This window comes from Catenovulum agarivorans YM01 (assembly GCF_000281085.1).
Taxonomy (GTDB): Bacteria; Pseudomonadota; Gammaproteobacteria; order Enterobacterales; family Alteromonadaceae; genus Catenovulum; species Catenovulum agarivorans.
Genome location: NZ_JH767539.1, coordinates 56,782 through 69,323, shown reverse-complemented (window position 1 = coordinate 69,323; position 12,542 = coordinate 56,782). Strand labels below are relative to the sequence as shown.

The window sequence follows — 12,542 nt, the reverse complement described above, 5'->3', positions numbered from 1 at the left end:
TATATGGAACTCGTGTGGATAGTGGGTTTAATTGTATTAAGTGCGCTATTCGCACTGTGCGAAATTTCATTGGCGGCAGTGCGCAAAGTAAAATTACAACCTTTGTTAGATCAGCAAGACCCAAGAGCGCTTGCTGTGATAACCCTGCAAAATAATTCGAAAGACTTTATCGCCGCAGTACAAATAATGCTGAATGCGCTGGCGATTATTGCCGGTATCATAGGTGAGTCTGCTTTTACCCCGATATTTCAAAGCCTATTACAAAATTGGGTAGGCGAAGCTTGGTTAAACAAAACCGCTTTTACCTTATCTTTTTTAACCGTAACTGGATTATTTATTTTATTTGGTGATTTACTGCCAAAACGCATCGGCTTTGTACTGCCAGAAGCCGCGGCGCTTAGGTTGATTTATTTAATGCGTTTTAGTGTCTGGTTATTTAAACCGATAATTTGGTTATTTAATAAATTAGCTGATGTACTGCTTAAATTGTTTAGAGTACCACTGCACAGAGATGACCAAATAACTTTTGAAGATCTAGTGGCAGTAGTTGACCAAAGCATAGAACACGGCAGTATTGAGCAGCAGCAATATCACATGATAGGTAATGTATTAGAGCTACCGAGTACTAATATAACCCAAGCTATGACTTTGCCTGTGGATATTCATTGGCTTGATATAAACGCGGATCAAACTGAACTTAAACGGCAAATTGAACAAAGCTCGCAGCGTTATTATTTAGTTTGTGACGGTGGTTTATACAAGGTTTTGGGTTTGGTTGAATCAAGTGTAATTTTGAGCCAACTGCTACAAAACAAACCATTATTAGCAGACAAATCCGCGCTTATTCAACCCGTATATTTACTTGATACGCTAACTTTAGCCGATGCCATTACCAACTTTAAACAACAAGAAGTTGAAGTTGCGTTAGTCATTAACGAATTTACCACAGTTGTTGGTATGGTAACTTTATGGCAAGTATTGCAGTTAGTTGCACTTAATGATGTTGAAGCGATTCAAAACCAAATAGAACAAAATTCTGATGGCGGTTGGACTGTGCCCGGCGATCTTGCTGTGCGCGATTTTCAACAAATAGCTGCCGACTTTGCGCCTGATTGTTATGAAAGCATAGAAACCTTGTCCGGCTTGTTTATCCATGAATTTAAGCGCATACCAAAAGCAACTGATACGGTTGAGATTGATGGATATGTATTGGTTGCACTTGAGGTAACTGATTTGACCGTGGAGTTGATTGAGATACGTCGAACAATCTAAAGTATTTTCACACTATTAGTTACTGCTTAATTTTAAAGCTGACCTTGCATAAAGATTGACGAGTTTGTTTTTATTTATTTGGCTTTTTAATTCAGAGCCTTATGGTTAAAATTTCTGGTATTCGCTTAGGTATCCTCGCATTACGTCAATTAGCCAAGCAACAGAGCATTATGACTATGAATACAAACTCTTCTATTTGGGTAACTTCGTCTGCCTTATTTTTCTTGTTGTTGTGTTCTTTTCCCCTTGAAGCATTCAAGTCTAGTGATTCAAATTTACGCGATAGTTGTAAAAACTTGTACAAACTGGAAATTGAATTACTAGAAACCACAGATCGGCAGAGATTATTATCTTTAACGGACGAGTACTTAAATTACTCAGCCAGTTGTATAGAGCAACTACCACGTATATTGCAAAGCGTTGTCAATATCATAATTTCGCATAGCCTTGAGGATGAAAAATTAAAAAAACGAGTAGAAGACTTACTTATCGAGTTTGGTAAATTAAATGGTGATCGGCTAAATGAATTTCTAGGACGTTTGTATGTATTTTCTCAATATTCCGCAGAGAAGAAAGAAATCGGTGTTTCTCTGTTAGAAAAAAGCGCCAGAAATGGCGAAATAAATTCACACTATTTGTTAGCGACTTATTACCATCGTATAGCCAACTATGAGTTGGCTGGAAAACATTATAAGTTTGCAGCAAATGCGAATCATCTAGAAGCTAGATTAATGTTGAATCAGATGAAAATGTATTCGCTAATTACAAGTGGAGCTTGGGAAAGTATCTACCATGAGTTTTCAAGCTTAGCTGTTATTGAAAAGTACCCGAAAGCTTCTTATTTTCTGTATAAGCTGTACAGTGAATTTAGCGAAGGACGTGAGTTTATGTCCGAAGAGCAAGCTATTGCCCATTTAAAAGCAGCGGCACAAGCTAATATTGAAGACGCTTTATTCAGTCTCGGCTCTTATTATTTTTCGCTTTTTGCGGAAACCGATGACGTCCGGTATATTGAACTCGCTTATCAAAATATTTATAAATCGCATAAACTGGGACTAACGAAAGCTGCTCATTCTTTGGGATTAATCAGTTTGGTGGCCGGGGATAAAGATTCAGCATGTGGCTATTTCGAAGTATCCATCATTCAAGGTTATGGCAAGAGTAAGCCAAAATACGACGAGTTTTGTGAAGACAGGTGAAGTACCCGCTAGCTCTGGGAAGAACTAGCATGCGCTGTCGGACATATGATTGATATTCAAGAGTAGCAAACTCGTTGGGGGTGTTTACACAATATTCTAACTTTCACGCTCAACCACAATCGCACAGCTTAACTTATTTTTACCATATCTATTCATACGGCTAAATACGTCACGCGCTATTGGCATATATTGGCAGTTGAGTTGGTTGTCGTCTTCGTCTGTTGGGTCTGGGTCGTGAATGTATACACACTCATTATCAATACCAGATACACAAACCCAATGCGGTGCTTTAGTACCGTCTAGTTGATAGGTTGATATTAGCAATATAATCATAGCGCCTTGGTTGAACCAAGTTTCTAAATCTTGTAATTGGTATCCATAATATTCAACGGCAATCTGCTGTTCTACAGCTCTTTGTTTAAAATCTTTTTCGACTAATTCGATAATGGTGCGTTTTTCATCACTGCGTACGCCATCTAAAAACAAAGTATCACTTTGGTTCAAAAATACTTTAACGTTAAATTGGCGTTTTTGCAGGGCTAACGCTAATCCCACTGGATGGCAGCCGCCATGGCCTGATGTCATAAAAATTGTGGTTGCTTCACGCCATAAATGCAGCTCGTCATTTTGGTTAGGGGTGTAGTTGTTATCTAATGTTGCCATAGCCATCATGGCAGCAGCTGGCCCACAGGTAAAAGGTGTGGTTTGTTGGTACCAAGGTACAGCTATCGACTGTTGTGAATTATCTTGTTCAACAATAGTGTCGTGGGCGAAATATAAACGCTTTTGCATACGTAATGCCGCCTGATGATCATGATAATAGTCTTGGTAAAAACCAAATTCTTCAAAACCAAGTTTGCGGTACAGGGAAATTGCCGCTTGGTTGTTTTCGGCAACTTCTAAACGTAAATATAACCGGCCTTGTTTAAACGCCGATTTCTCGCATTTTTGAATCAGTTTTGCCGCTATACCTAAACCACGAGCGAGAGGCGAAACTGCTAACGAATATAGTCGAGCGAGCGCGCTACCTTTATGCAAAATAGTTAGGGCGTAACCCAAAATATCTTGTTGATGTTTGGCCACAATAAAAATCGCATTTTGCGCTGTTATCCAGTGTTTTAAACGACGTTTAGTCAGTTTGTCACCTTCAAACGCTTGGTTTTCTAGTGCGACTAGCGCTTTTAAATCGTCTAAATTTGCACGTTCAATACGGATGTTTTGTCCATCAATTGGAGCATCAGTAGGGGATAGTTGGCTGGTGGATTCTGTGGTCAAATCTCTACACTCACAGCAGCAATTTGCTGCAAAATAACAATGGTTTATTCTACAGCGAAATTGCAAATTCCAATAGTGTTGGACTAAAAATTATTGCTGGTTTTGACTACCAAAAAACCAGATTAATGAGTCGTGATAACGGCGAATATTTTCTACATAAGTCACGGCTTCTTGACCACGGGCATAACCGTAGCGTGTCCATTTATAGTATTTTTTCTTTTGTAGCAGTGGTAGGTATTTTTTAACTTCATGCCATTTGTCTGGATCGCCGCCTAAACTTTGACAAATGCGTCTAGCGTCTTCCATATGTCCCATGCCTTGGTTATATGCAGCAAGGGCAAACCAAGTTCTGTCGGGCTCTTGAATGCGCTCAGGTATGCGTTTTATCAGCGATGATAAATAACGTGCGCCACCACGAATATTCGCTTCAGCATCTAATCGGCTTTTAACCCCCATCTGTTTGGCTGTTGGCAGGGTTAACATCATAATACCGCGCACACCAGTAGGGGATTTAGCTCTGGGGTTCCAGTGGCTTTCTTGATAACTTTGCGCCGCGAGTAATTTCCAATCGAGTTTGTATTCTTCGGCATATTGTTCAAACCAAGCACGGTATTTTGGCAGAGTTTTATCTATTTCTTGGATGAATACACGCGTATCAACGTAATCAAAATCACGTACATGGCCAAAATATTTATCTTCTAAATGGGCAAAATGACCGCTTGCATGCACACTGCCGAAAAAGTCGATTAATAAAGCGTATAAACTATCATCTTGTTCACGTGCTAAGGCCCATGAAATGCGTTGGTCGTCTGATACGGTAAAACCTATGCTCAGTTCAGGGTAAATACGGCGATTGACTGCAAGTAAATTAGAATCGACTATGGTGTAGTCTATTTCTTCGTTGAGTACAGCTTGAATCAGCTCTTCGACGTCTTGCTCTTTGGTAACATGCCATTCAAAGCCTTCTAAAGCGAGCGCTTCTAAGGTTTCTTGGTGGCTACTTTGTTCTGTGATAACTAGCTTGCCGGCTAAATCAGTCCAATCACGCGGGCGCTCTTTGCCTTGTTTAAACACCAGTTTTTCACTGATATCTTGGTAAGCTGGGGCAAAACGATATTTTTGCTCGCGTGTTTGGGTTGCAGTTAAACCTGCGGCTAAAAAATCAACTTTGTTGTTGTCTAGCAGTGGAAATAAATCAGATAAATCGTAAACAGGCACAACTTCTAATTCGACGTCTAAATAGTCTGCAAAAGATTTAGCCAGCTCGTATTCAAAACCAGCCGCGCCATCCGAGGTTAGGTAATAGGTTGACGAGCCATACAAAGTACCGACACGCACTTTGCCTGCTTCAACAATTTGTTCAGCTTTACTTTGATAGCTATCTTGCTCGCATCCAACAAGCATAAAAGTAAGTATCAAGGTGGCTATTTTTATTAGGTTAACTGCTTTGTTTTGCAAAATTTATTTTTATAAAATTATGAGTTGAGTGTTAAGAGTAGCTGAATCTAGTTTAGCTGGTCAATCAAAGCTTGATTTGCAGCTATGGTTTACGTGCATTTTTGTGGATCTTGAGTATAATGTGCGCCTTTACATCCCATCGACATATTTTTCAGGTGAAACTGCTTATGGAAATCTTGCGTGGCGCTCCCGCATTGTCCGATTTTCGCGTTAAAAAACTGCTTGCCAGTTGCGAACAAAACAACTTAGCTATTACCAATATTTATGCAGAATACATGCACTTTGCTGATGTAACTGCACAGCTAACTGAAGATGAATATCAAAAGTTATCGCGCTTATTAAAGTACGGCCCAACTATTGAAGAACATGAGCCAGCTGGCACTTTGTTATTGGTAACGCCACGTCCAGGTACTATTTCGCCTTGGGCTTCTAAAGCAACTGATATTGCCAACAATTGTGGTTTAGACAAAGTTAAACGCATTGAACGTGGTATTGCTTATTATGTTGAAGGTGTTGATGCATTATCTGCAGAGCAACTTGATGTATTAAAAGATTTATTACACGACCGCATGATGGAAACTGTATTTGCTGAATTTGACCAAGCAAATGCATTATTTGAAAAAGCGCAACCAGCGCCACATCGTTCGGTTGATATTTTAGCTGGTGGCCGCGAAGCGTTGGCAACTGCAAACGTTGCAATGGGTTTAGCATTAGCGGAAGATGAAATTGACTATTTAGTTGAAAACTTCCAAAAACTAGGCCGTAACCCGAACGACATCGAATTATACATGTTTGCACAAGCAAACTCTGAGCATTGTCGTCATAAAATATTCAACGCTGATTGGACAATTGATGGGGTAGCACAACCTAAATCATTGTTCAAAATGATCAAAAATACGTTCGAAACTACACCTGATTATGTTCAGTCTGCTTATAAAGATAACGCAGCGGTAATGGACGGTTCTTTTGGTGGTCGTTTCTTCGCCGATGCGGATACTGGCATTTATAACTATCATCAAGAAAATATTGAAATTTTGATGAAAGTTGAAACGCACAATCACCCAACTGCAATTTCTCCATACCCAGGTGCAGCAACAGGTTCTGGTGGTGAAATTCGTGACGAAGGTGCAACGGGTCGTGGCTCTAAACCAAAAGCTGGCTTAGTTGGTTTCACAGTTTCTAACTTAAATATTCCTGATTTCACTCAGCCTTGGGAAATCAACTACGGTAAACCAGAGCGCATTGTTAACGCATTAGAAATTATGCTTGAAGGCCCACTTGGTGGCGCAGCATTTAACAATGAGTTTGGGCGTCCTGCATTATTAGGTTATTTCCGTACTTACGAAGCTGAAGTATCTAGCTTTAACGGTAAAGAAGTTCGTGGTTACCACAAACCAATTATGTTGGCGGGTGGTTTAGGTAATATCCGTACTGATCACGTACAAAAAGGTATTATTCCTGTTGGCGCTAAGTTAGTTGTACTTGGTGGCCCAGCAATGAACATAGGTTTAGGTGGCGGTGCTGCTTCATCTATGGCTTCTGGTCAATCAAGTGCTGATTTAGATTTTGCTTCTGTGCAACGTGAAAACCCAGAAATGGAACGTCGTTGTCAGGAAGTTATCGACAAATGTTGGCAAATGGGCGATGACAACCCAATCGCGTTTATCCACGATGTGGGCGCGGGTGGTTTATCTAATGCTATGCCTGAGCTAGTAAACGACGGTGAGCGTGGTGGTAATTTCCAATTACGTGACGTTTTAAACGACGAACCTGGCATGTCACCATTAGAAATTTGGTGTAACGAGTCACAAGAGCGTTATGTATTAGCAATTCCTGCTGAAAAAATTGATATCTTCGCCGCAATTTGTAAGCGTGAGCGCGCCTTATATGCTGTGATTGGTGAAGCGACTGAAGAGCGTCATTTAACCCTTAACGATAGCCATTTTGATAACAAACCTATCGACTTACCATTAGAAGTATTATTAGGTAAAGCGCCGAAAATGCATCGTGATGTTCAGTCAGCTAAATTAGCTGCTGAAGATTTATCCTTAGATGTTGATGTAAAAGAAGCGGCTTATCGCTTATTGCGTTTACCAACTATCGCAGAAAAAACTTTCTTAATCACAATCGGTGACCGTTCTGTAACTGGTATGGTTGCACGTGACCAAATGGTTGGTCCTTGGCAGGTGCCAGTGTCTAACGTTGCGGTAACCACTGCATCTCTAGATAGCTACCACGGTGAAGCTATGGCAATGGGTGAGCGTACACCTCTTGCACTTCTTAACTTTGGTGCTTCAGCGCGTATGGCGGTTGCTGAAAGTATTACCAATATTGCTGCGGCTAACATTGGTGAATTAAAACGTATTAAACTATCTGCTAACTGGATGTCTGCTGCCGGTCACCCAGGTGAAGATGCTGGTTTATACGAAGCGGTTAAAGCCGTTGGTGAAGAGTTATGTCCTGCATTAGGCTTAACCATTCCAGTAGGTAAAGATTCAATGTCGATGAAAACGGCTTGGAATGAAAGTGGTGAAGACAAATCTGTTACTGCGCCAATGTCGTTAATTATTACTTCGTTTGCACGTACTGAAGATGTACGTAAAACCGTAACACCTCAATTACGCACTGACCAAGGTGAAACTCGTTTAATCGCAATCGATTTAGGTAACAAACAAAACCGTTTAGGTGCATCTTGTGTAGCGCAAGTTTACCAACAACTTGGTTCTGTAGGTCCAGATTTAGATAAACCTGAACTATTGGCTAACTTCTACAATGCAATTCAAGCATTAATTGCAGATGGCAAATTATTGGCTTATCACGACCGTTCAGACGGTGGTTTATTCACAACTGTTACTGAAATGGCATTCGCAGGTAAGACTGGTGTAACTGTTGATGTTTCTAACTTAGGTGCTGATGCGTTATCTACCTTATTCGCAGAAGAGTTAGGTGCTGTTATTCAAGTTAAAGCAACAGATGTAGCTGCAGTTGAAGCTGTATTAGCAGCACACAACTTAGCTGAGTTAAGCACAGATATTGGTACACTAAACGACACTGATCAAGTTGAGTTTAACTTTAACGGTGAAACTGTATTAGCAGATAGCCGTGTAAATTTCCGTTTAGCTTGGGCTGAAACAACTTATCAGATGCAGGCGTTACGTGATAACCCTGAGTGTGCTAAACAAGAATTTGATGCTAAAGCTGACGCGAAAGACCCTGGTTTACAACCTTCACTAACTTTTGATTTAAATGAAGATGTTGCTGCACCTTATATTGCTAAAGGTGTTAATCCTAAGATGGCTATTTTACGTGAGCAAGGTGTTAACTCTCATGTTGAAATGGCAGCAGCATTTGATCGTGCAGGTTTTGAAGCGATTGACGTACATATGAGTGACGTTTTATCTGGCCGCATATCATTAGACCAATTTGCTGGTTTAGTGGCTTGTGGTGGTTTCTCATACGGTGACGTTTTAGGTGCAGGTGAAGGTTGGGCTAAATCAATCTTATTTAACGACCGCGCGCGTGAGCAATTCCAACAATTCTTTGAGCGCGATAATACATTCGCATTAGGTGTGTGTAATGGTTGTCAGATGTTAAGTACCTTAAAAGAGTTAATTCCTGGTACTGATCATTGGCCTCGTTTTGTTCGCAATATTTCTGAGCGTTTTGAAGCACGTTTCAGCTTGGTTGAAGTACAAAAGTCTAACTCTGTATTCTTCCAAGGCATGGAAGGTTCACGTATGGCAATTGCTGTTTCTCACGGTGAAGGTCGTGCAGAATTTGCTAACGATGCAGCATTACAAGCAGCTGAAGCTAGTGGTACAGTTGCATTACGTTTTGTAGACAACTATGGTCAACCAACTACTCAATACCCAGCTAACCCGAATGGTTCGCCTGCTGGTATTACTTCACTTGCAAGTAAAGACGGCCGTGTGACAGTTATGATGCCACACCCTGAGCGTGTATTTAGAACTGTAAGTAACTCTTGGCATCCAGATGACTGGAAAGAAGATAGCCCATGGGTTCGTATGTTCCGTAATGCGCGAGTATTTGCGGGTTAATAGTCGAATTCTTTCGACAATTTGACTATGGTTAAAAGGCGGGATCTTGAAGATCACGCCTTTTTTGTTTGTGTTTTGGCGTTTGTGTTTGGAATAGATAGTGCAAATGAAGTGATGAGGTAGTTATTTTCGCAAAAACGCTGTGAATACGTCCTTGTACGCTCTGCTTTTTCATCCATGAAAAAGAAGTTTTGCTCTAAATAACTACCCCATCACTTCCACTAACATCGGTTTTTTATATCAAATTCATACTGAAATAAAGGTGTTCAAAAGAGCATAAAATGACAGAAAAATTAGTATTAGATTGGCAAACTTTGCATGGAGCTTGTAAACGGCTTGCACAATTAATTCCGCTAGAAAAATATGACGGTATAGTTGCCGTTACCCGTGGTGGTTTAGTTCCGGCGGCTATTTTATCGAGTGAGTTAGATATTCGTATGGTCGAAACTATAGGTGTGCAAAGTTATCGAGGTAGGCAGCAAGGTAAATTAGAGTTAGTTAAACCTGCTTATTTGTTAGAAAGTGAGCAAATACAGCCACAACGCTGGTTATTTGTTGAAGATTTAGTGGATACCGGCAGTACTGTGAAGTTTTTAAAACAATACTATCCTCGTGCTGATTTCGCCTGCGTGTATGTAAAACCTCAAGGCGCTGAGTTAGTTAAGTACAGTGTGGAACAAGTGGCCCAAGAGATTTGGATAGATTTTCCTTGGGAGAACTAATCTAGTTTATGAGTGGTAAACAGCTGCGAACATACAGAAATAAAAGCTATAGTTAGAGCTATTTAAAAGTCTACCGCCAAAAAAATAGCAGGACAGGCTATAAAAACAGACTATCATTAATTTAGTTAGCAGATTCTTTCTGTCGTTAGGACACTCTAAATAGCGCTATTATGGATAAACTAAAAGTACTTACGATATCTTTGTTATCAACTGCACTAGTGCGGCCTATTTTTGCTGAAGAAGCCCATAAAATTGAGGTTATAGAAATAACCGCGCAAAAGCGTATTCAATCTATCCAAACCGTACCTATTGCGGTTACTTCTATTGATAAAGGTACACTGGATAAGTATAACATTGCACAAGTTGACCAATTAAGTATGGTTTCGCCAAGTTTGCATGCAACACGTTCTATTGGTGGACGCAGCAATTATTTTATTCGCGGCATAGGTATGGACGATTTTAATTTATCGTCTGTACCTGCGATTGGTTTGTATTTGGATGATGTCGCTGTGCACAACCCTATGTTAGCTAATTTCGCATTATTTGATATCGAAAGAGTCGAAATTTTACGTGGGCCACAAAACACCTTATTTGGTAAAAACACTACGGGTGGTGCAATTAATTTCATTTCAACCAAAGCTAAATTAAACGGTGACTTAGAAGGCCGCACCAAACTAACACTTGGCAGTTTTAACCAACGAAATATAGATTTTGCAACCTCTTTAGCTGTCTCGGACACTGCAGCAATACGATTGTCAGGTTTTAGCCATACTCGAGATGGTCAAGTAACCAGTACAGTTGAAGGCAATGACTCTGAGTATAACAATATCAATCGCTATGGGTTGCGCGGTCAATTTTACAGCCAAATCAGCGATAACGTGTCGTTAACTGCGAGTGTTTATGGTGGAAAACAAGATCAAATTGCTGAAGTTAAAACCTTTATGCAAGCAGGTGATGGCGAAACTCGTATCAAGCTTGATGATATTGATTTATCTAAAAACGATTCTGCATTAATCAAGCCGCCGAATGATATTGACTCGATTGGTGGGTATGTAAAATTAGAATGGTCAGCTGAGTTCGCCAAGTTGGTGTCTATTAGCGCGTTTGAAAATGTTGAATCTCGTAGAGCAGACGATTGGAGTAGCCAATCAGCCCCGTCCAATGTTGTTACATTAGTAACCTATAACACGTCAGATACTGAATATTGGTCTCAGGAGTTGCAATTGGTCTCGACTAGTTCTGGGTCAGTAAACTGGATTGCAGGTCTTTTATATAATGAAGAGCAAGGAGATATTGTTCAAACTGCGTTTATTGATCCTGTTGGCCCAGGACGTCCTGACGATGCGATAGATGATGCGGGTGTGGGCCCTTTATTTGATAGAGGTGCTTGGGTTGAGTTAAATAACAAAACTTGGTCAGTATACGGGCAGCTTGATTATTCAATTACCGAAAAGGTATCACTTTCAGCTGGATATCGCTGGACCGAACAACAATTGTCGCCCGTTGTTAATTCAGTTGGCATGATGATGGATTTGCCTGAAAAGCCATTCCCGCTCGGCACTTTTGGTTGGTATAGCTTGGGTAACCCAGGGTTTAATCCTTTAACTGACTACGCTGGTTTTGAGGTGGTTAATAATTTTATTAATGCCAATGGCGGTGTTCCTGCATCGGCCAAAATAGATGAAACATTTGATGAGTGGGGCGGCAAGCTGGCACTTAGTTATCAAAGTAATCAAGACTTATTGTTTTATGTATCTATTGCGCGTGGCTTTAAAATGGGTGCGGTTAACTCTAACCCAACAACAACTGCGTATGCCGCTTTAATGGATAGAGTTGTTAAACCTGAAATATTGGTTACCACAGAAATAGGGTGGAAAGCTGATTTATTTGACGATAGCTTAAGAGTTAATGGTGCTTTATTTAAAAATAGTTGGGACAATTATCAGTTTTATCAAGTTTACAACCCAGGTAATCCGGCAGATTTATTTGCAACTTTAATCAATATGCCTAAAGCAGAAGCGAATGGGGCTGAAATCGACGTTAACTGGTTAGCCACTCATACTACTCGTTTTAACTTTTCAGCAACCTGGTTAGATGCAAAGGTTGTAGACGGTAGCTTGGATGTAACAGGCATACCAGTAGCTCAGCAAGAGAACTTTCAAAATACTGTGGTTACTGGCAATAAATTAACAAACTCACCTGAGTGGCGAATTAACGCATCTATTCAACAAACATTTTTTATCGGTGACGCAGAGTTAGACTTAACCTTGTTCTACAATTATATCGATGAACATATTCACCAGTTGGCTGGAACATCTTCAGCTGATTGGCAATATAATTTTTCTGAGCAAGCGGTGAGTTTATTTGGGTTTAACGCCAACTGGCTGTTTGGCGAGCAACAACAATATCAGCTAAGCTTTTGGGGACAAAATATCACAGACCAAGCATATTGTTCTGAGCGGGCAACTATTCCTGGTTTACATGCTGACACGGCAAAATTGTGTGTGCAGGGGCAACCTAAAACTTTGGGTGCTGCTATCAAGGTTTTGTTTTAATTT

The 12,542-nt window shown here is 40.3% G+C and carries 7 protein-coding genes; 5 read left to right on the top strand and 2 right to left on the bottom strand.

Going from position 1 to position 12,542, the window contains the following annotated elements; genetic code table 11:
* The first annotated feature begins 3 nt into the window (after positions 1-3).
* Positions 4-1,272: a hemolysin family protein gene (locus WSC_RS0119495; protein WP_016957639.1), complete on the top strand. Its 1,269-nt coding sequence runs from the start codon at positions 4-6 to the stop codon at positions 1,270-1,272.
* A 101-nt stretch (positions 1,273-1,373) separates the two neighbouring features.
* Complete coding sequence (locus tag WSC_RS0119490; protein ID WP_016957638.1) at positions 1,374-2,471, top strand: SEL1-like repeat protein; 1,098 nt, start codon at positions 1,374-1,376, stop codon at positions 2,469-2,471.
* 96 nt (positions 2,472-2,567) lie between these two features.
* On the opposite strand, the gene WSC_RS0119485 is transcribed toward WSC_RS0119490, so the two are convergent.
* Entirely contained in the window at positions 2,568-3,746 is a 1,179-nt protein-coding gene (locus WSC_RS0119485) for a GNAT family N-acetyltransferase/peptidase C39 family protein (protein ID WP_016957637.1), read from the bottom strand.
* A gap of 90 nt (positions 3,747-3,836) precedes the next feature.
* The gene (gene mltF / locus WSC_RS23465; RefSeq protein WP_272942554.1) at positions 3,837-5,204 is read right to left on the bottom strand and encodes a membrane-bound lytic murein transglycosylase MltF; all 1,368 of its coding nucleotides are present in this window, start codon (positions 5,202-5,204) and stop codon (positions 3,837-3,839) included.
* Positions 5,205-5,371: 167 nt separating this feature from the next.
* Here mltF and purL point away from each other — a divergent pair, with 167 nt between their 5' ends.
* The 3 genes from purL (at position 5,372) to WSC_RS0119465 (ending at position 12,539) form a co-directional block, all read left to right on the top strand.
* A complete protein-coding gene (gene purL, locus WSC_RS0119475) occupies positions 5,372-9,262 on the top strand; it encodes a phosphoribosylformylglycinamidine synthase (protein WP_016957635.1) in 3,891 nt (1,296 codons plus the stop codon).
* A gap of 281 nt (positions 9,263-9,543) precedes the next feature.
* On the top strand, positions 9,544-9,984 hold the full coding sequence (gene gpt, locus WSC_RS0119470) for a xanthine phosphoribosyltransferase (protein ID WP_016957634.1): 441 nt from the start codon (positions 9,544-9,546) through the stop codon (positions 9,982-9,984).
* 170 nt (positions 9,985-10,154) lie between these two features.
* Positions 10,155-12,539 (top strand): TonB-dependent receptor, encoded by a 2,385-nt coding sequence (locus tag WSC_RS0119465; RefSeq protein WP_016957633.1) that lies wholly within the window; start codon positions 10,155-10,157, stop codon positions 12,537-12,539.
* Positions 12,540-12,542 lie beyond the last annotated feature (3 nt).

What these genes read in the sequence shown, in the direction of transcription:
- WSC_RS0119490 (WP_016957638.1), top strand. Translation starts at nt 1,374, where the DNA reads ATGGTTAAAATTTCTGGTATTCGCTTAGGTATCCTCGCATTACGTCAA.
- gpt (WP_016957634.1), top strand. Translation starts at nt 9,544, where the DNA reads ATGACAGAAAAATTAGTATTAGATTGGCAAACTTTGCATGGAGCTTGT.
- purL (WP_016957635.1), top strand. Translation starts at nt 5,372, where the DNA reads ATGGAAATCTTGCGTGGCGCTCCCGCATTGTCCGATTTTCGCGTTAAA.
- WSC_RS0119465 (WP_016957633.1), top strand. Translation starts at nt 10,155, where the DNA reads ATGGATAAACTAAAAGTACTTACGATATCTTTGTTATCAACTGCACTA.
- WSC_RS0119495 (WP_016957639.1), top strand. Translation starts at nt 4, where the DNA reads ATGGAACTCGTGTGGATAGTGGGTTTAATTGTATTAAGTGCGCTATTC.